The following is a 19,113-nucleotide window of genomic DNA, read 5'->3' on the forward strand; positions in this document are numbered from 1 at the left end:
GTGGCGGAAAAATCCCCGCGTGACCCACGCCCCACGGCCCGGCACTGGACGCCATACCGACTAGTCGGCATGATCGTGCTGCAACCGATCGGCCGACCGGCCGTCCACTCCGTACGGAGGAGCACGATGAGCAAGGGCACCCCTCCCCCGCAGCCCCAGGACCAGGAGGATCCTCCCGGCCTCGACCTGGAGCGATTGCGCGAGCATCTGGGCCGGGAGCGGCCGGGGCTGGCCGGCGGCCCGCTGCGGGCCCGGCTGATCGAGGGCGGGCGGTCCAACCTCACCTACCGCGTCACCGACGGTGCCGCCTCCTGGGTCGTCCGCCGGCCGCCGCTCGGCCATGTGCTGGCCACCGCGCACGACATGCGGCGCGAGCACCGGGTCATCAGCGCCCTGCACGAGACACCGGTGCCGGTGCCCGAGGCGCTGCTGCTGTGCGAGGACGAGTCGGTCATCGGCGCACCCTTCTACGTGATGGAGCTGGTCGAGGGCGTGCCCTACCGCACGGCCGGCCAGCTGGCCCCGCTCGGGCCCGAGCGCACCCGGGCCGTGGTGCTCTCCCTGGTGGACACGCTCGTGGACCTGCACGCGGTGGACCCCGAGGCGGCCGGGCTCGGCGACTTCGGCCGTCCCGAGGGCTTCCTGGAGCGCCAGCTGCGCCGCTGGGGCAAGCAGTTGAGCGCGTCGAAGAACCGTGACCTGCCGGGGATCGACGAGCTGCACAAGAGGCTGGGCCGGGCGCTGCCCGCCTCGCCCGCCCCCACCGTCGTCCACGGCGACTACCGCCTCGACAACGTCCTGATCGGGTCCGACGACACCCTCAAGGCCGTCCTGGACTGGGAGATGTCCACGCTCGGCGATCCGCTGACCGACCTCGGCCTGCTGGCGATGTACAGCTCGGACCTGGGCCTGCCGCAGTCGCCGGTGAGCACCACCAGCGGCGCCCCCGGGCACCCCTCGCCGGGCGAGCTGATCGAGCGTTACGCCGCCCGCTCCGGCCGGGACACCTCCGCCATTGCCTGGTACACGGCGTTCGCCTGGTTCAAGCTCGCCGTGATCCTCGAGGGCATCCACTACCGCTTCACGCTCGGCCAGACCGTCGGCGCCGGGTTCGACCGGATCGGCGAGCTCGTCCCCGTCTTCATCGACCACGGACTCACCACCCTCAAGGAAGGCTGAGGCACCCATGGACTTCGCATTCGACGCCCGGACCGAGGAACTGCGCGCACGGCTCCTGACGTTCATGGACGAGCACGTGTACCCCGCCGAGCGGACCGCCCATGAACAGCGGGCCGCGCTCGCCTCACCGTGGGACACCCCGGCGATCGTCGAGGAGCTGAAGGCCGAGGCCCGGCGGCAGGGGCTGTGGAACCTGTTCTTTGTGGACGAGCACAGCTTGCCGGACGCGGAGCACGGCGCCGGGCTGACGAACCTCCAGTACGCCCCGCTGGCCGAAATCACCGGCCGCAGCCCTCAGTTGGCGCCCACCGCGCTGAACTGCGCGGCTCCGGACACCGGCAACATGGAGGTGCTGGCGCAGTTCGGCAACGAGGCGCAGCAGAAGCAGTGGCTGGCGCCGCTGCTGGCCGGTGAGATCCGGTCGGCGTTCGCGATGACCGAGCCGGAGGTGGCCTCCTCGGACGCCACCAACATCGAGACGCACATCGCGCGCGACGGCGATGACTATGTCATCAACGGCCGCAAGTGGTACATCTCCGGCGCGATGAACCCGCTGTGCCAGATCTTCATCGTGATGGGCAAGACCGACCCGGACGGCCCGGACCTCCGCCGCCAGCAGTCGATGATCCTGGTCCCGCGGGACACACCCGGCGTGGAGGTCAGGCGCGCCATGCAGGTCTACGGCTACGAGGACCACTACCACGGCGGCCACGCCGAGGTGGTGTTCCACGACGTACGGGTGCCGGCGAGCAATCTGATCGGCGAGGAGGGCGGCGGCTTCGGCATCGCCCAGGCGCGGCTCGGCCCCGGCAGGATCCACCACTGCATGCGGCTGATCGGCATGGCCGAGCGCGCCATCGAGCTGATGTGCCGCCGTGCGGTGACCCGTACGGCGTTCGGCAAGCCGCTGGCCCAGCAGGGCGTGGTGCAGGAGTGGATCGCGGACGCCCGGGTGGCGGTGGAGCAGCTGCGGCTGCTGGTGCTGAAGACCGCCTGGCTGATGGACACCGTCGGCAACAAGGGCGCGCACACCGAGATCCAGGCCATCAAGATCGCCACCCCGCGCACCGTCGTGGACATCCTCGACAAGGCGGTACAGCTGCACGGCGCGGGCGGCGTCAGCCAGGACTTCCCGCTGGCGGAGCTGTGGGCCGGCGCCCGCACGCTCCAGCTGGCGGACGGCCCCGACGAGGTGCACCAACGGTCACTGGCGCGCCGCGAGTTGAAGCGCTACCTGTAGGGGGTGTCTGCCCGATCATGCCGGGCCCGAGGGGGTGGGGACCTCGGGCCCGGCCTGCGTACGCCGTGAGCCGGGCCGCTTGTCCACCGGTCGGAGCGGGCCCCGGGCGTGCGGCCCCCGCGGCTATCCTCGGGGGATGCGTATCGGAGAACTGGCGCGGCGGACCGGGGTGCCGGTTCCGTCGATCAAGTACTACACCCGGGAAGGCATGTTGCCCCCGGGCGAGCGCATCAGTCCGAACCAGGTCCAGTACGCCGCATCGCACATCCGGCGGCTGAAGCTGATCCGGGCGCTGACCGAAGTGGGCGGCTTGTCCATCGCGGCGGCCGCCGAGGTGCTGGCCGGCATCGACTCTCCGGGCACCACCCCGCAGGGCATGCTCGGGACCGCGCAGTCGGCGGTCAGCAAGGTGGCCGCCGAGCGGGGCACCGACGAGATGTGGGAGCGCGCCGAGCGTGAGGTCGCGGAGCTGGTGCGGCGGCACGACTGGGCGGTGCGGCCGGAGAATCCGGGGTGGCGGACGCTGGTGCAGGTCGTGGTGGCCTATCACGAGCTCGACCAGAGCGAGCTGCTGGGCCTGCTCGACCGGTACGCGCAGGCCGCCGGATCCCTGGCCGCCGCCGAGCTGGCGGCGTTCGACGGGGTCCCGAGCCTCGACGCCCAGATCGAGGGTGCGGTGCTCGGGACCGTACTGGGCGACACCGCGATGGCCGCGCTGCGGCGTATCGCCCAGGAGGACGTGGCCCGGCGGGTGCGGGAACGGTCTCAGACGCTCTGAACGGGCTCGCCGGCCGGGACGAGGTGATGCACCCGGGCCGGCGGCAGGTTGCCCAGCACCAGTTCGGTACGGAAGGTGTGCCGGTCGAGTATGCGGCGCAGCGCGTTCTGGCCGTCGAGGGCGTGGACCCGGTTGGCCGGGCCGCTGAACGTGCGGCGGACCGTGGCCCCGCCGACGTAGCCGAAGAAGGAGAGCGTGCCGCCGGGCCGCAGGGCGCCGAGCAGCCGGTCGAAGATGTCCGTGGTGGTCGGGGCGTCGAAGTTCGCGAACGGCAGGCCGCAGACGATCGTGTCGTAGGTGCCGAGTTCGTGCTCCTGCACCAGGCCGGTGAGGAACTGCAGCCGGGGGTCGCTGCCGTAGGCGCCGTGCAGGATGTCGACGAACCGCGGGTTGGCCTCGACCAGGTCGAGGGTGTCTTCGCGGCCCAGCGCGTCGGCGATGTGGCGGGTCACCGCGCCGGTGCCGGGCCCCACCTCCAGGACCGCGCGGGAGCGGCCGGGGCTGGGGACGAGGTAGCGGGTCAGGGCCTTGCCGAGCCGGGGACTGCTCGGAGCAATCGCGCCCACCTCCCGGCGCGTCCGTGCGTACTCCCGGAGAAACAGCGTCACTTCAGCCACAAGGCCACCCACATCGGTAGTGATAGCAGAACTATCGATACCGTAAGTTACGGACGGCGGATGAGGACAGCCCCGAGCCGTAACCACCCCTTGAGTGTCCTTGCCCGTGAGCGCATTCCCACAGGCCCTGCGCGCAATCCAACAAATTCCTGAAGATGCGGTGAAGGCCCGCGGGGGGCGCGCCGGGAGGCGGCCCGGACCGCCTCGATGTGGCCGGTCCGACACGCAGGGTGACGACATGTGAGGAACGTCACTCCCGCGCGTGTGGCCAACGGAACACCGCGGCGGGCCGGTAGGGGCGGCGCACGTCGCGTGCGGTGCGCGCCGGAAAACCTCTACGGCCGCAGGGCGCGCAGCAGCAGGTCCGCCAGGTGATCGGCGACCTGCTGCGGGCTGAGCGGTCCGTCCTCGCGGTACCACGTGCCCAGGTGGTGCACGGAGCCGAAGTGGTAGTCCACGACGAGGTCGGCGGGGATGTCGGCGGCGAAGACGCCGGTGCGCTGCCCCTCCTCGACCAGGGCCCGGAACCGCTCGTGGTAGCGGCGCCGTTCGGCACGTACCTGCTTGTCCTTCTCCGGGCTGAGCTGGTGCATCGAGCGGAAGAAGATCTTGGTGTCGTCGAGGTTCTCGATGGTGGTGACGACCACATCGGCGGCGGCGTCCCGCAGGCGCTGCTCCACCGGCGCGTCGGCGCCGGCGAAGTGGTCCAGCCGCTCCTGCTGGAGTCGCAGGACCCGGCCGTAGACCTCGTGGAGCAGATCCTCCTTGGAACCGAAGTAGTGGTACAGGGCGCCCTTGGTGACGCCCGCCGCATCGACGATCTCCTGGACGGAGGTGCGGTCGTAGCCCTGCTCGGCGAAGAGCCTGGTGGCGGTGGCCAGCAGCCGCTGGGCCACCGGCTTCGCACCGCCGTTGCCGTTGCCGTCCTTCGTGCCGGCCATCGCCCTCACCTGTCCTTCGTGCTCGTCATGCGCGGTGGCGCAGCTCCCGTCGGAGGATCTTGCCACTCGTGGTCTTCGGAAGCTCGGCCAGGATCTCCACCGCACGGGGATATTTGTACGCCGCGAGCCGTTCCTTGCAGTAAGCGGCCAGCTCGGCGGGTTCCGGGGACGTGCCGGGGCGCAGGCTGACATAGGCCTTGACCGACTCGCCGCGGTAGGCGTCGGGCACCCCCACGACCGCCGCCTCGCGCACCGCCGGATGGCTGTAGAGGACGTCCTCGACCTCGCGGGGCCAGACCTTGAACCCGGAGGCGTTGATCATGTCCTTCTTGCGGTCGACGACGTACAGCCAGCCGCCGGCGTCCATGAAACCGATGTCACCGGTGCGCAGCTCGCCGTCCGGGATGGCCTCGGCGGTGGCGTCGGGGCGGCGCCAGTAGCCGGGGACGACCTGGGGGCCGCGGACCGTTATCTCGCCCTGTTCGCCGAACGGGAGGTCGCGGCCCCTCTCGTCGGTGATCCGCACGAGGGTGTCGGGGCCGGGGACGCCCACGGCGAGCGTGCCGGAGACCTTGTCGACCGGTGCCTCGCGGCCCGGCGGGACGCTGGCACAGGGGGCGGTGCACTCGGTCAGGCCGTAGCCGTTGTGGAGGTACGGCCCGAAGTCGGTGCGGAACTTCTCGACGAGGGCGGGCGGCAGCGGCGCACCGCCCGAGGACATGGTCCTGAAGGACGCGAAGTGGTCGCGGGTGGCCTCGGGGTGGGCCATCAGCGCCATGTAGGCGGTGGAGGGCCCGACCGTATAGGCGGGGCGGTGCTCCAGGAAGGCGTCCAGGACGACACCGGCGTCGAAGCGGTAGGCGAGCGCGAGGGTGCCGGAGCCTGCGACGCAGGCGGCCAGTTCGCAGACCATGCCGGTGATGTGGAAGAGCGGGGCGAGGGCGAAGTAGGTGGCCCCGTCGGGCAGGCCCAGGCCGGCGCGCTGGCGTTCGGCGTTGTAGATGACGTTACCGTGGGTGTTGGTGGCGCCCTTGGGGGTGCCGCTGGTGCCGGAGGTGTAGCTGATCAGCGCCAGGTCGTCGGCGGTGAGCTCCGGGTCGGTGGGCACGGCGCGTATCCTCCCCGCCGTGCGGGCGACGGTCAGCAGGTCGTCGGCGCCCTCCTGCGGGCCGAGCCGGTCACCGCGCAGCACCCGCCGGTCGTCGCGGGTCTGCAGGTCCCGTTCCCAGGCGGTGAGCGCGATCCGTACGGACGGCGCCTCGGCGGCGGTGGCCCGCAGAAAGCCGTCCCAGGTGCGGTCGGCGCAGATGACGGCGGTGACCTCGGCGTCGTCCAGGATGTGCCGCATTTCGGCGGACTTGTACATGGGGTTGACCGGCACCACCACCCCGCCGGCCTTCCACACGCCGAGCAGGGCGAGCACGAAGTGCGGGGTGTTCTGCAGCATGACCGCGGCCCGGTCGCCGCGCCGGAAGCCGCGCTCGGCGAGGTGCGCGGCGATGCCGTCGGAGAGCGCGTCGGTCTCCGCGTAGGACAGCCGGCCGTCGAAGTAGGCGAGCGCCGTACGGTCGGGGACGCGGCCGACCGCGGCCCGGAAGGCGTGCAGCGTCGAAGGGGGCGGCTGGACGGGGGCGCGCTGGGCGTCGGTGAGCTGTGCCAGCCACGGCATGTCCTGGTAGGAGGTCATCGGGGTGCGGCCCTTTCTTCCTGATCGCCTGAATCATCCCTGCGGGGGAAGCGCACGGGTGACGCGGGGTGGCGGTGATGCGCCGGTCCGGCCCGGCTCCGCCACCCTGCGCCGGCGGTGGCCCTACGAGCGGCCGCCCTCGGTCTGCTCCAACTTCCGCTGGAGGTGGTTCATCCCGCCGAGCCAGCGGTCGGGGTCCGCCGCCCGCGCGGTGTAGTAGTCCGCGACCTCGGGGTGCGGCAGGACCAGGAAGCGGCCCTCGGCCATCGCCGCGAACAGGGCGTCGGCGACGTCCTCGGGTTCCACGGCCGTGGGCGTCAGGACCAGGTCCCCGGCGGCACCGGTGGCGGCCAGCATGTCGGTGCGGACGCCCTGCGGGCAGATGGCGTGGACGTCGATGCCGCGGTGCCGGTAGGTCAGCGAGAGCCATTCGGCGAAGGCGTAGGCGCCGTGCTTGGTGACGCTGTACGGGGCGGCGGCCACCATGGTGAGCAGGCCGGCGGCGGAGACCGTGGAGATGAAGCGTCCGCTGCCGCGCTCCAGCCACTCGGGCAGCAGCTCCCGCGCGGCCCGGACATGTGCCATGACGTTGACGTCCCAGGCCAGCGTCCAGTCCTCGTCGGACGCCTCGGGCCCGCCGCCGGTCCCCACCCCGGCGTTGGCGCAGAAGATGTCGATGCCGCCGCCGAGCGCCGCCCGTGCGGCCGGGACGACGGCGGAGGCGTCGCCGGCGACCGCGATCGCCCCGATCTCCCCGGCGGTCTTCGCCGCCTTGGCCTCGTCGAGGTCGTTGACCACGACCCGGGCGCCCTCGGCGGCGAACCGGCGGGCCAGCGCGGCGCCGATCCCCCCGCCCGCCCCGGTCACGACAACGGTCTTGTCCCGTACGGCTGCCACCCTGGGTCTCCCTCGGTCGTGTCGATGCGACGGAGGCAGACTAACCAGTCGGTATGTCCCGGCGGAAGAGCCCTTGCCGTACCGGCGCCGGGTCCGTGCGGAAGAGTCCGCGCCGCACCCGCCGCGTCCATAAGGAGGAGTCCGCCGCACCGGGCGGGTCCATTCCGCCCTGCCCCGGAGCGGGCTAGCGTGCACACGACACGTACCCGGTTGAGGTTGATTCCCTGATCACGGAGGTGTGCGGATGGCTCTGTCGAGACGCGTTCTGCTCGGGCGGCTGGCGACGGCCGGCGCGGCCGGCGCGGCACTGGCCACGGGTGCGGGGCCCGCGCAGGCGGCGGACCCCGCGCATGGCGGCGGCCGGCGGGTGCACACCGGCTTCGACCGGCTGTCCGCCGACGGCTACCGCCTGCTGGACGGCCGCACGGTGGGCATCGTCACCAACCCCACCGGCGTCACCCGGCACCTGCGGCACATCGTGGATGTGATGCACGCCGACGAACGGGTGCGGCTGACCGCCGTCTTCGGCCCCGAACACGGCTTCCGCGGTACCGCGCAGGCCGGCGGTTCCGAGGGCCGCTACGACGATCCGGCCACCGGACTGCCCGTCTACGACACGTACAACAAGAGCGGCAGGGATCTCGCCGGCATCTTCGGCGCCTCCGGTGTGGACACCGTCGTCTTCGACATCCAGGACGTGGGCGCGCGGTTCTACACCTACATCTGGACGCTGTACGACTGCATGGTGGCGGCGGCGCTCGCCGGCAAGCGCTTCGTCGTCCTCGACCGGCCCAATCCGGTCACCGGCCGCTCGGCCACCGGCCCGGTGCTCGACAAGGCGTACGCCTCGTTCATCGGCCGGGAGCCGATCGCGCAGGCACACGGGATGACGGTGACGGAGCTGGCGCTGCTGTTCAACGGCGAGTTCGTGCCGCAGGCGGCCGGGCGCCCGGTGGAGCTGGAGACCGTGCGGATGACCGGCTGGCGGCGCACCGACTTCTTCGACGCCACCGGCCTGCCCTGGGTGCCGCCGAGCCCCAACATGCCCACGCCCGACACCGCCCTGGTCTACTCCGGCACCTGCCTCTTCGAGGGCACCAACCTCTCCGAGGGGCGCGGCACCACCCGCCCCTTCGAGCTGCTGGGCGCGGAGGGCATCGACCGCCGCTGGTCCGCGGCCGCCACCGGACTGGGCCTGCCCGGCGTCCACTTCCGGGAGGCCTACTTCGCCCCCACCTTCTCCAAGTTCCAGGGCAAGACGATCGGGGGCGTCCAGCTGCACGTCCACGACCGCGAGGCGTTCGACCCGGTACGTACCGGCATCGGCCTCCTGGTGACCGCGAAGCGGGTCTGGAGCGGCTTCGCCTGGCGTCCCGACAACGGCATCGACCGGCTGACCGGCTCCTCGACCGTCCGGAAGATGATCGACGCGGGCGCGGGGACGGACGAGATCGTCGCCGCCTGGCGGGAGAACCTCGCCCGCTTCCGCGCCCTGCGGAAGCCGTATTTGCGCTACACGTAGGGGCGTTGGGCCGACCGCGGCCCGGGCCCGCCCCGGTCTCACCAACCGAGACGGGCCCGTTGCGCTCTTGACCGGCCGCTCCACCGGGCCGGAAAGTGCGCTGGTGAGCAGCGACGCGACAGCAGCACAGGGATCAGCGGACGCTCCGCCGAAGACGGCGGAGGAAGCCGGCGGCGGTGAGAGCCTGCGCCGGGTGGCGGTGGCCTCGTTCATCGGGACGGCCATCGAGTTCTACGACTTCTACATCTACGGGACGGCCGCCGCGCTCGTCCTCAACCAGGCGTTCTTCCCGACGCTCAACCCGGTCAACGCCACCCTCGCATCCTTCTCCACCTACGCGGTGGCGTTCGCGGCACGGCCGCTGGGCTCGGTGCTCTTCGGCCACTTCGGTGACCGGGTGGGCCGCAAGTCCGTCCTGGTCGTCTCGCTGCTGCTGATGGGGCTCTCGACGGCGTGCGTGGGGCTGCTCCCGGGCTATGGCACCTGGGGCGTGTGGGCACCGTTGCTGCTGCTCGTGCTGCGCTTCCTGCAGGGCATCGGCCTGGGCGGCGAGTGGGGCGGGGCCGCGCTGCTCGCGGTCGAGCATGCGCCGCGCGGGCGCCGCGGGCTGTATGCGGCCTTCCCGCAACTCGGGCCGTCCGTCGGGTTCTTCGCGGCGACCGGGGTGTTCTGGCTGCTGTCGTCCGTGCTCGATGACGCGGCGTTCCGTTCGTGGGGCTGGCGGGTGCCGTTCCTGCTGTCGTTCCTGCTGGTCGGTGTGGGGCTGTTCGTACGGCTGAAGATCAGTGAGACGCCGGTGTTCGCGAAGGTGCTGGATGCCCAGGAGGCGAGCAAGGTGCCCGCCGTCGAGGTGCTGCGCCGTCATCCGCGCGAACTGCTGCTGGGCGCGGGCGGCATGATCGTCGCGTACGGCCTCTTCTACACCGCGACGACCTACTGCCTGTCCTACGCCACCGCCGGCCTCGGCATCTCCCGCAACACCATGCTGGGGCTCTCCCTCGTCGCCTGCCTGTTCCTGGCCGCCGGGACCTGGCTCGCCGCCACCCGTTCCGACGGTGCCGGGCGCCGCAAGCTGATCCTCGCCGGGAGCGCCCTCGCGGTCGTGTGGGGGCTGGTGCTCTTCCCGCTGCTGGACACCGGGGCGCCGGTGCTGATCGCCCTCGGCATCGGCGGCGCGCTGTTCTGCATGGGGGTGGTGTACGGCCCGATGGGCGCGTACCTGCCGGAGCTGTTCGGTACGCGGGTGCGGTACTCGGGCGCCTCGCTGGCCTACAACCTGGGCGGCGTCCTCGGCGGCGCGGTGGCCCCGCTGGTCGCCACCCGGCTCCAGTCGGCGTACGGATCGGCCTCGGTGGGCTGGTACGTCAGCGCGATGGCGGTCGTCTCGCTGCTGTGCGTGCTGGCGCTGCCGGAGACCCGGGAGCGGGACCTGGTCTGAGGCACCGGTGACGCCGCGCGCTCACGAGCTCAGCCACCATCGCCCGCTCTCCCTGGACAGCGCCTCCCACAGGAGGTTGAGGGGGTGTCCGGGTGCGTAGGAGTCCCGCTCGCCGCGGCGGGTGAAGACGCCGACCAGCACCTCGGTCCGGGGCCCCACCTCCCCGACGATCTCCAGGGTGCGCAGCCCGCCGGCTTCCGGGAGGCGGCCGTCCGCGGCGGCCTCCCCGATGCCCCGGGTGACCAGCATCGCCCCGCTGACCACTCCCGACCGCAGCAGTTCGAAGCCGTAGTGCGCGGCCTCGATCTCGGCCGCCACGGACAGCTTGTTCCGGTAGTCGGGGCCGTACCAGGAGGTCAGGAAACGGCTGATCAGGCCGCGCGTCGAGACGACCAGCGGCAGCCGGGGCAGGTCGTGGGCGCCGAAGGAGGTGCCGGGGAGCCGTTCCGGCGGCAGGTTCGTCAGCAGGGAGAGCCCGCTGCGCCGCCACTCCATGACCTCGTACGGAGCCAGCACTTCCGCTTCGTCGCCCTGGGTGACCACGACGCTGCCGCAGACCAGGTCGAGTTCCTTGGTGCGCAGCTTGGTGAAGAGGTCGCCGGTGCGGACATGGGTGACCTTCAGGTCGACGTCGTCGCGCTCATAGTCCTCGGCGACGCGTTCCACCGCGTCCAGCAGGAAGCCGAGGGTGTAGCGGGTGGTGCCGACGGAGAGCGTCCGGCCGAGCCGGCGGCGGGCGTCGCGCACCCCGTCCGACCACTCCCCCAGCGTGCGCCGCGCCAGCTCGACCAGCGCCTCGCCGGTCGCGGTGAACAGGGCGTCCTGGCCCCGTCCTTGCTTGAGGACCAGTTCCTCGCCGCACAGCGCGGCAAAGGTGCGGTTCATGGTGTCCAGCTGCTTCTGCACACTGGACTGTTCGCGCCCCAGTCGCCGCGCGGCGCCCAGCGCGGTGCCCGCCTCGTGGACGACGATCAGCGTGCGCAGCTGGTCCATGGTGGTATCCAGCAGCTCCGTCGGGTACTGCTGCGGACCTGACAAGGCCATGCCTCGCTTTCCCATTCCCTGGACTTCAGAACCCTGCAGCATAACCCCGCGGAATTCCGGCCCGGCGGCCAGTCGGACTTCCCGGTAGGGGAGTTCGCGCTTCCCGGTAGCGGAGTCCGGGCTTCCCGGTAGCGGAGTCCGGGCTTCCCGTCACGGGAGGGGGACGGCGGAGCACCCGGTGGGCGCGCGAAGGCCCCGGGGCGGTGGTGCAGCCCCGGGGCCTGGCCGTTCCGTGCTCCTGCTGCCGGTGTTATCGGTGCTATCGGTGTGCCGGGAACTCCACCACCTGCTGGTAGGTCGGCCGGTTCTGCCAGCTGATGGTCTCGTGGGTCAGACCGCCCACCGCGCGGTGGATGATCGCGTCCGCGCACCACTGGTCGCCGGCCTTGCAGCTGGCGTCGCCGGGGTAGACCTGTTCGGCCGTCTTCCCGGCCGCCTGCTGGAGCGTGGCCAGCAGGGTGTCGCGGCAGGCGGACAGGTCACCGTTGCCGCAGTACGGCTGCGCGAGCGGGCCGGCCACCTTGTCGCCGAGCACCGACCGCAGATCCTTGTCCGCGTAGCTCCACCAGCCGTACTGGAAGGCCGATCCGGCGTGTGCCCCGGTCGGGCCGTGGCCGGCGGACGGGGATTCGTCGATGCCGAGATTGGCCCGCAGCGCGTCGTAGAGATCGCCGCCCAGCCCCGGCTTGAAGACCGCGTCGATCATCAGCGGCCACCAGGCGTCCATCAGGCGTACGGCGTCGGGGTGGGTGTAGGCGTGCGAGCCCGCGGCGGTCTCGCGGCGCTGGGCACCGTCCTTGCGCCAGGCCTCCAGCTGCTGGACCGCGGTCTTCAGCCGGGGGTCGGTGACGGGCTTGCTGCCCAGGACCCGCAGGAGTCCGGGCAGCACGTCCTCGCCGCGCAGGTCGGTGACGGCGGCCTCGGACATGGCGCGGGTCAGCGAGGCCCGGGTCACCCCGCCCTTCCCGGTCAGTGCGCGCACCCGGTCGTCCAGCAGATTGCCGCGGTGCACCGACCCGTTGCCGAAGCCGGCCGAGTCGTAGTCCTTGGCCTGCTTGTTGTTCCACGAGATGTAGTAGTCCTGGTCGACGGACTGCGGATGCTGGGCGGGCGGGGTGTAGTCGGTGGTGTTGGTGTCCGGGTCGTAGCCCTTCCACTCGTAGGCGTCCTCCGCCTTGATGGGCAGTGCGGGATCGACGTCGGGGTTGCGGACCGGGTTGAGGCCGCTGTTGTAGTACGCGATGTCACGGGAGTCGGCGTAGAACCAGTTGAAGGCGTAGCCGATGTGCTCGGCGGCCTGCTGGAACGTCTTGGCGTCGCGGACGTAGGACGGGTCGTTGAACATCTGGAAGCCGATGATCGAGTCGGCCTCGTGGCGGTAGGTGGAGCGCTGCGCGGTGTAGGCGACGGGCTTGCCGTCGACGGCCGCGCGGTGGGTGACGGTCCCGTACTTCGTCCGGAAGACCTGCATCCGGTAGGAGCCGGCCGCCGTCGGGTCGGCGACGGTGGGCTTCCAGGAGTTGGTGCGCTCCAGCTTCTCCATGGGGACGCAGGCGCCGCGGTAGCGGTAGGAGGTGGAGTCCTTGGTGGGCGCGGAGCCGTCCGCGTTGCACAGCTCCACGGCGTAGGTGTCGGTGATGTCCTGGCCGGCGGAGGTGGCGCTCCAGGAGTAGTCCTGGCCGCGGCCGAGCTGGACGTACATCCCCACGCCGGCGAAGGAGGCGCCGCGGGCGCTGATGCCGGGCCCCTGGATCTCCTGGAGCATCAGGAGCTGCGGCGCGAAGTAGCCGGTCTGCGGGCCGAAGACGGCGACCGGGTGCCCGCTCGCGGAGTGCTTGCCGGAGACCAGCAGGGCGTTGGACATCCCGCGGTGCTGGGTGGGGTCGAAGCTCCCCTTGGGCAGCACCCCGTCCTTGAAGAGGCCTTCCAGTTTCCTGTACTTCTTCGGGGCCTTGACCGGGTCCCGCGGCGGTGTCCCGCTCTTGACGGTGGCCGCGCCGGTGCGGTCGAAGACCAGCGGCTCGGCCGTCACCGAGCCGCGGTCGGGCAGTGCGGTGCCCTTGGCCTTGGCCGGCTTGACCGCGTACGGGAAGCTGCTGCCGTCGTGCAGCGTCTTGGCGGCCTCGGGGTCGTTGCGCTCCCGGAAGGACTCCCAGACCTGGGTGCCCTTCTCGACGCCGTACTTCTGCTGGGCGGAGAGCAGCGCGAGGGCCGACGGGACCTCGCCGCCTCCCCCGTTGCCGAAGAGACCGCCGACGACGGAGGCGAGGGCTATCAGGTCGGTGAGCTTGAAGGGCTGGATCTCACCGGCGTTGGTGATGGCGTCGACATGGCCGGTGAGGACGTACTCGCCGGGGAAGTAGCGGCCGTTCTTGGACTGTTCGCGGTAGGCGTTGATGCCGTCGACGTAGGCCTGGGCGTCCTGCATGGCCAGCTTGCCGCGCTCGCCGTTGGAGTCGCGGATGTTGTCGACCTGGGCCTGGAGATCGGCCTCGGTGTACGGCGCCTGCGGCCAGAACTGCTGCTCCAGGCCCTGGTTGGCGAGGGCGCCGCCGGCGAAGGAGGTCAGTTCGCCGCGCCCGATGTGGCGGAAGAGGTCCATCAGCCAGAGCCGGTCCTGGCCCGCGGCGTAGCCGGCGCCGAACTCGGTGCCGTAGCGGGTGGTGCCCTTGATGTGCGGCACCCCGGTCTTCTTGTCCCGGGTGATGGTCACATCGTTGCGAGGTGTGCTGACCTTGCCGACCTGGTCCTGGGGGACGCCGAAGGAGGCGTCGTTGAAGAACGTGGTGAGGGTGTCGTCGGTGAGCGACTGGTAGCCACTCGCCAGCGCGCCGTACGGGCCGAGTTGGTCGGTGGAGTGCTCGGGGTGGGTGCCGAACAGCTTGTTGCCGAGGATCTCCACCAAGGTGGCGTTGCCGGTGGCGCCGGGCGGCAGGATGTCGGCGCACTGGCCCTGGCAGTAGTCGTCGTTCGGTGCGGCGGCCGCGGCCGCGGTGGGGGGCGGTGCCAAGAGCATGGCACCCAAGGCGAACAGGGCCGCCGTGGCGGCAGTCCTGAGCCTTCCGGTACGTCGTCGCATTCCTGCTCCTCGCTGGGGGTCCCCTGCCCGTCACGAGCGAGGGGGAGGGCGGGCGGGACGTTACCGCCGGTTATCCCTGACCGGAAGATGAACAACAGTCAACTTTTGTTCTTGCGGCGGGAGTTTGCGCCAGGGCCGCCCCGGAAAGCCGGAACATCGCCCCGGAAACCGCAAGAAAGTTCGAGGGATCCAGTTGGTGATCGACTACGTCCCATCTCCGTTCAGTCGGATCCTCCCCACGGAGGTGGGATGAAATGGCCGGTTTCAGAGCCCTCGCAGAACAGGTCCGCAATCCACGACTCGTCGCGGCTCAGCGGCGCACGGCCCTGCGCAAGTGCCTTGAACGCTTCGCCCCTTACGGGCACCGGGCGACCTGGCACCACCTGTGCACCCGGGCCGGTATCGCGACCCAGGACCGTGACCCCGATCCGGAGCGGCTGATGGCCGCGCTCGCCGAGCTGGAAGAGGCCCGCACGCTCTGGCTCGCGTACGAGGAAGAGTTCGCCGCCCGGCGCCGCAAGGAGAAACACGACGGCATCCGGCAGCCCGGCGCGATCGACGAATGGCACCGGCGGACCTGGGGCGGCTGCGACATCGTGCCGTGCGAGTCACCGCAGCGCCACCCCGCGGCCCGCCTCGCGGTGGTGCTGCGCCGCATGATCGTGGCGATGGAAGCGGGACGGCCGCGCCGCGACTGCCCGGTGTGCGGCGGCACCCGCTTCGCCTGGCTCCCGGATGCGGTGGACGCACCGGCACCCGGGCCGGCCTGCCGGCAGTGCGGGGTGCTGGCCCCGCTGTCCGTGCTGACGCACGAGGCGCTGACCACGGCGGGCCGGGTACGGGTGCACGAGGCGGGGGCGTTCGCGGCGGCCTGACCGGGGCCGGGGCGGGGGCGAACGGGCTGCGCCGCCCTCCCGTCCGCCCTCGTCCGACCCAGGCGCGCTCTCGTCCGGCCGCGGGCGGCCTCCCCCTCCCCCGGCCTTTACGAGCCACCCCTCCACCTGAAACAACTGTTCACGGGCCGCCCCCGCACCGGCATCGGACCCGGCCGGCGCCGGCCCTCCCGCCCGTACGGCACCAGGGCCGTGCGGGCACCCTGAGGAGAGGCTGGACGTCCATGGCCGACCTGCACGATCTGACCGCGCTCGAACAGGCCGAGAAGATCCGGTCGGGCGAGCTCTCCCCCGTGGAGCTCACCGAGCACTATCTGACGCGGATCGAGCGGCTCGACGACTCACTCGGCGCGTTCCTCACCCGCACCCCGGAGACCGCCCGCAAGCAGGCCTCGGACGCCGAGAGCGAGGCCACCGCGGCCCGCCGGGAGGGCCGTGCGCTCCCGCCGCTGCACGGCGTCCCCGTACCCGTGAAGGACCTCAACCAGGTCGCCGGGGTGCGCTGCACGATGGGTTCCCGGGCGCTGGCCGGGCATGTGCCGACCGTCGACGACCATGTGGTCCACAAGCTGCGGGCGGGCGGCACGATCCTGCTCGGCAAGACCAACACCCCCGAATTCGGGCTGCCGTGCTACACCGAGAACGACCTGGCGCCGCCCGCCCGCACCCCGTGGGACCCGGAGCGCTCGGCGGGCGGCTCCAGCGGCGGGGCGGCCGCGGCCGTGGCCGGCGGCCTGGCACCGCTCGCGCACGCCAGCGACGGCGGCGGCTCGGTCCGTATCCCGGCCTCCGTCTGCGGGCTGTTCGGCATCAAGCCCAGCCGCGGCCGGATCAGCGGCGGCCCGCTGCTCCACGACATCTCGGGCCTGGCCACCTCGGGCCCCCTGGCCCGTACGGTCGCGGACGCGGCCACCCTGCTGGACGTCATGGCGGGCCCGATGCCCGGCGATCCGTTCGCCGCGCCGCCGCTGCCGCCCGGCGAGACCTTCGCCACCCACGCCCGCCGCGACCCCGGACGGCTGCGGATCGCCTGCCTCACCGAGCCGCCCGTCCCCGGCCTCGAAGTCCACTCCGACTGCCGCACCGCCACCACCGACACCGCCGCCCTGCTGACCACGCTCGGCCACGAGGTCGAGGAGCTGTCCCTGCCGGCCGACGACGGCATCCTGCTCGCCTTCACCCGTGTCTGGTCGGTGCTCGCCGCGAGCCGCCCCGTACCGCCGGAGCGCGAGGAGCTGCTGATGCCGCTCACCCGCTCACTGCGCGCCCGCGGCGCCGAGGTCTCCGGTCCCGACTTCGCACGCTCGATGTACGCGTTCCGGCTCCTCGCCCAGTCCATCGCGGACGGCCTGATGCCGCCGGGCACCGGCTACGACGTGATCCTCTCGCCCACGCTGGCCGCGCCCCCGGTGCCGGTCGGCGCGCTGCGCAACGACGCCGATCCCGAGGCCGAGTTCGCCGCCATCGGCGCCTTCACACCGTTCACCGCGCTCTACAACGCCACCGGTCAGCCCGCGGTGAGCGTCCCGCTGCAGTGGAACGCCGAGGGGCTGCCGATCGGGGTGATGCTGGCCGGGCGCTACGGCGACGAGGCCACGTTGATCGCGCTGTCGGCACAGCTGGAGCAGGCCCGCCCGTGGACGGACCGCACGCCGGCCATGTGGTGACACCGCCGCCACACCCGCGCCCGCCCTGCCGTGGGGCGGGCGCTGCCGAGCCGTGGGGCACCACGACCGGGACGGGCGCACCCGCGCTCACGGCTCGCCGTTCGCACAGCAGCCCTCCTCGTCCCGCTCACCGGACCGGACCCGCGGATGCCGCTGCTCGCCGCCCGCGCGCTGCTGCGCCCCGTCCGGGTCCTGGACGCTCCGGTCGACCCGCAGCCGTCGCGCGCCGGGCCCCTGCTCACCGAGGTTGTCGTACGGGTTGGACAGCGCGCAGGTCTCCAGCGAGAGGCAGCCACAGCCGATGCAGTCCGTCAACCGGTCGCGCAGCTCGACGAGTTGGGTGATCCGCTCGTCCAGTTCGGCGCGCCAGAGGGCGGAGAGCCGGGCCCAGTCGGCGCGGTTGGGCGTGCGCTCGTCGGGCAGCTCGGCCAGCGCGTCACGGATCACCGCGAGCGGGATCCCCACCCGCTGTGCCGCCCGCACGAACGCGACCCGGCGCAGCGCGTCACGGGTGTAGCGCCGCTGGTTGCCCGCCGTCCGGGTGCTGCTGATCAGCCCCTTGGACTCGTAGAAGTGCAGCGCGGAGACCGCGGCACCGCTGCGCGCGGAGAGCTGGCCGACGGTGAGCTCATGAACCTTGAACGGAAGCTGGGGCACGGTTCAACCCTAGGCGACCCTTGGGGTGGTCTCCCGGCCTCCGGGCTCGCCGGACCGTTGACAGCGGGGCGCGCACTCAGCATGCTGAGCAAGCGCTTAGTAAGCATCGGCCGGTGTGGTTACAGCGGCGGATGGATCCCGAGGAGGCGGACGAAAATGGCACAGCCCCGAGTGTTCGGATCGCTCGACGAACTGCGCGGCGCAGTCGGTGAGGAGCTGGGCACCAGCGACTGGCTGGAGATCGACCAGAAGCGGATCGACCTGTTCGCGGAGGCCACGGGCGATCACCAGTGGATCCATGTGGACCAGGAGAAGGCCGCGGCCGGCCCCTTCGGCACCACCATCGCGCACGGCTATCTGACGCTGTCGCTGCTGCCCGCCTTCGTGCCGCAGCTGATGCGGGTCGACAACGTGAAGATGGGCATCAACTACGGCACCAACAAGGTCCGTTTCCCCGCCACCGTCCCGGTCGGTTCACGACTGCGCGCCACCGCCAGGATCGCGGACGTGACCGAGGTGCCCGGCGGCGTCCAGCTCGCCACGGTCGTGACCATCGAGCGCGAGGGCGGCGACAAGCCGGTCTGTGTCGCGGAGTCGGTCAGCCGGTTCTACCTGTAGGGGGTGTCTCCCCGATCATGCCCGGCGACGGCCGGACCACGGACCGCCGGGGGCACGCGGCTCCCGCCGGCCCACGCCCGGCCGGTCCGTTCCGGAAAGCGGGCCGCTCTACCCCTCGTGGGCGGCGGCCCGGTCCACCGGCGCACCCACCATGCGCAGCACGAGGTCGGCATAGAGGGTGCCGACCTCGTCGGGCGTCCGCGGCCCCTGGGCCGTGAACCAGCGGGCGACGTCCACGCACAGCGACAGCACCGCGAGGGTGGTGCCCGGCACGTCGTCGGCCTGGAACTCGCCGCTGTCCGCGCCGTCCTGGATGATCTGCCGCAGCACCCGGTCCGTACGGCGGCGCAGACCGGTGATCTCGGTGTAGTGCTCGGGGCTCAGCGCCTGGAGCTCGTACTGGATGACCCGGGCGGTGGTGTGGTGCTCGGCGTGCCAGCGGGCGAAGGTCCGCACGGCATCGCGAAGGCGCTCGGTGGCGCTGCCCTCGGCCTCGGCGGCGGCGTCCATGATGCGCAGCGCCTTCTCGTGGCCGATGCCGCTGATGCGGTACAGCAGCTCTTCCTTGGTCTTGTAGTGGATGTAGAGGGCGGCCGGGCTCATACCGGCGCGGCCGGCGATGTCACGGGTGGTGGTGGCGTGGTAGCCACGCTCGGCGAAGGCCTCGACGGCGGCACTGACCAGGCGCCGCGCGGCATCCGGGGTCACCCCGGCCCACTCCTGGTTCTCCTCTTCGGCCCGCTTCGCCGCCGCACCCATCGCGCACCCCGCTCCTCGATCCGCCAGGGACCCTCCTCTGACGGATCGAACACCATATCGCGCCGCTGAGCAAGCGCTTAGGGCCCGGCGGCAGGCA

The 19,113-nt window shown here is 72.0% G+C and carries 16 protein-coding genes; 8 read left to right on the plus strand and 8 right to left on the minus strand.

Annotated features, from left to right (window positions below; genetic code table 11):
• The first annotated feature begins 126 nt into the window (after nucleotides 1-126).
• The 3 genes from ABZ851_RS23030 (at nucleotide 127) to ABZ851_RS23040 (ending at nucleotide 3,197) form a co-directional block, all read left to right on the plus strand.
• Nucleotides 127-1,179 (plus strand): phosphotransferase family protein, encoded by a 1,053-nt coding sequence (locus ABZ851_RS23030; protein ID WP_361130626.1) that lies wholly within the window; start codon nucleotides 127-129, stop codon nucleotides 1,177-1,179.
• A gap of 7 nt (nucleotides 1,180-1,186) precedes the next feature.
• Nucleotides 1,187-2,419, plus strand: coding sequence for an acyl-CoA dehydrogenase family protein (locus ABZ851_RS23035; protein ID WP_361130629.1), 1,233 nt, complete (start codon nucleotides 1,187-1,189; stop codon nucleotides 2,417-2,419).
• Between the two features lie 136 nt (nucleotides 2,420-2,555).
• Nucleotides 2,556-3,197 carry a MerR family transcriptional regulator gene (locus ABZ851_RS23040; RefSeq protein WP_361130632.1) on the plus strand — a complete coding sequence of 214 codons (642 nt, stop codon included), beginning with the start codon at nucleotides 2,556-2,558 and terminating at the stop codon, nucleotides 3,195-3,197.
• Here the strand turns inward: ABZ851_RS23040 and ABZ851_RS23045 are convergent.
• The 4 genes from ABZ851_RS23045 to ABZ851_RS23060 all read right to left on the minus strand — a co-directional run bounded on the left by ABZ851_RS23045 (nucleotide 3,185) and on the right by ABZ851_RS23060 (nucleotide 7,339).
• On the minus strand, nucleotides 3,185-3,805 hold the full coding sequence (locus tag ABZ851_RS23045; RefSeq protein WP_361130635.1) for a methyltransferase domain-containing protein: 621 nt from the start codon (nucleotides 3,803-3,805) through the stop codon (nucleotides 3,185-3,187). The two genes, ABZ851_RS23040 and ABZ851_RS23045, sit on opposite strands and share 13 nt — an antisense overlap.
• 344 nt (nucleotides 3,806-4,149) lie before the next feature.
• On the minus strand, nucleotides 4,150-4,755 hold the full coding sequence (locus ABZ851_RS23050; RefSeq protein WP_129297164.1) for a TetR/AcrR family transcriptional regulator: 606 nt from the start codon (nucleotides 4,753-4,755) through the stop codon (nucleotides 4,150-4,152).
• Nucleotides 4,756-4,780: 25 nt separating this feature from the next.
• Nucleotides 4,781-6,442, minus strand: a complete 1,662-nt coding sequence (locus tag ABZ851_RS23055) for an AMP-binding protein (protein ID WP_361130638.1) — start codon at nucleotides 6,440-6,442, stop codon at nucleotides 4,781-4,783.
• A gap of 123 nt (nucleotides 6,443-6,565) precedes the next feature.
• Nucleotides 6,566-7,339, minus strand: coding sequence for an SDR family oxidoreductase (locus ABZ851_RS23060; RefSeq protein ID WP_361130641.1), 774 nt, complete (start codon nucleotides 7,337-7,339; stop codon nucleotides 6,566-6,568).
• A 244-nt stretch (nucleotides 7,340-7,583) separates the two neighbouring features.
• On the opposite strand from ABZ851_RS23060, the gene ABZ851_RS23065 reads away from it, so the two are divergent.
• Nucleotides 7,584-8,861: a DUF1343 domain-containing protein gene (locus ABZ851_RS23065; protein ID WP_361130644.1), complete on the plus strand. Its 1,278-nt coding sequence runs from the start codon at nucleotides 7,584-7,586 to the stop codon at nucleotides 8,859-8,861.
• Nucleotides 8,862-8,964: 103 nt separating this feature from the next.
• A complete protein-coding gene (locus ABZ851_RS23070; protein WP_361130647.1) occupies nucleotides 8,965-10,299 on the plus strand; it encodes an MFS transporter in 1,335 nt (444 codons plus the stop codon).
• Between the two features lie 21 nt (nucleotides 10,300-10,320).
• Here the strand turns inward: ABZ851_RS23070 and ABZ851_RS23075 are convergent, their stop codons facing one another.
• Nucleotides 10,321-11,343 (minus strand): LysR family transcriptional regulator, encoded by a 1,023-nt coding sequence (locus ABZ851_RS23075; RefSeq protein WP_336054189.1) that lies wholly within the window; start codon nucleotides 11,341-11,343, stop codon nucleotides 10,321-10,323.
• Nucleotides 11,344-11,602: 259 nt separating this feature from the next.
• On the minus strand, nucleotides 11,603-14,422 hold the full coding sequence (locus tag ABZ851_RS23080; protein ID WP_361130650.1) for a penicillin acylase family protein: 2,820 nt from the start codon (nucleotides 14,420-14,422) through the stop codon (nucleotides 11,603-11,605).
• Between the two features lie 254 nt (nucleotides 14,423-14,676).
• Here ABZ851_RS23080 and ABZ851_RS23085 point away from each other — a divergent pair, with 254 nt between their 5' ends.
• Nucleotides 14,677-15,297, plus strand: coding sequence for a hypothetical protein (locus ABZ851_RS23085; RefSeq protein ID WP_361130653.1), 621 nt, complete (start codon nucleotides 14,677-14,679; stop codon nucleotides 15,295-15,297).
• A gap of 242 nt (nucleotides 15,298-15,539) precedes the next feature.
• Complete coding sequence (locus ABZ851_RS23090) at nucleotides 15,540-16,982, plus strand: amidase (protein ID WP_361130656.1); 1,443 nt, start codon at nucleotides 15,540-15,542, stop codon at nucleotides 16,980-16,982.
• An 87-nt stretch (nucleotides 16,983-17,069) separates the two neighbouring features.
• Here ABZ851_RS23090 and soxR read toward each other — a convergent pair whose 3' ends face one another.
• On the minus strand, nucleotides 17,070-17,639 hold the full coding sequence (soxR, locus tag ABZ851_RS23095; protein ID WP_361130659.1) for a redox-sensitive transcriptional activator SoxR: 570 nt from the start codon (nucleotides 17,637-17,639) through the stop codon (nucleotides 17,070-17,072).
• A 156-nt stretch (nucleotides 17,640-17,795) separates the two neighbouring features.
• On the opposite strand from soxR, the gene ABZ851_RS23100 reads away from it, so the two are divergent.
• Nucleotides 17,796-18,257 (plus strand): MaoC family dehydratase, encoded by a 462-nt coding sequence (locus ABZ851_RS23100; RefSeq protein ID WP_361130662.1) that lies wholly within the window; start codon nucleotides 17,796-17,798, stop codon nucleotides 18,255-18,257.
• Between the two features lie 108 nt (nucleotides 18,258-18,365).
• Here ABZ851_RS23100 and ABZ851_RS23105 read toward each other — a convergent pair whose 3' ends face one another.
• On the minus strand, nucleotides 18,366-19,016 hold the full coding sequence (locus ABZ851_RS23105) for a TetR/AcrR family transcriptional regulator (RefSeq protein WP_361130665.1): 651 nt from the start codon (nucleotides 19,014-19,016) through the stop codon (nucleotides 18,366-18,368).
• Nucleotides 19,017-19,113 lie beyond the last annotated feature (97 nt).

Source organism: Streptomyces sp. NPDC047049, assembly GCF_040643995.1.
GTDB classification, from domain to species: Bacteria; Actinomycetota; Actinomycetes; order Streptomycetales; family Streptomycetaceae; genus Streptomyces; species Streptomyces mooreae.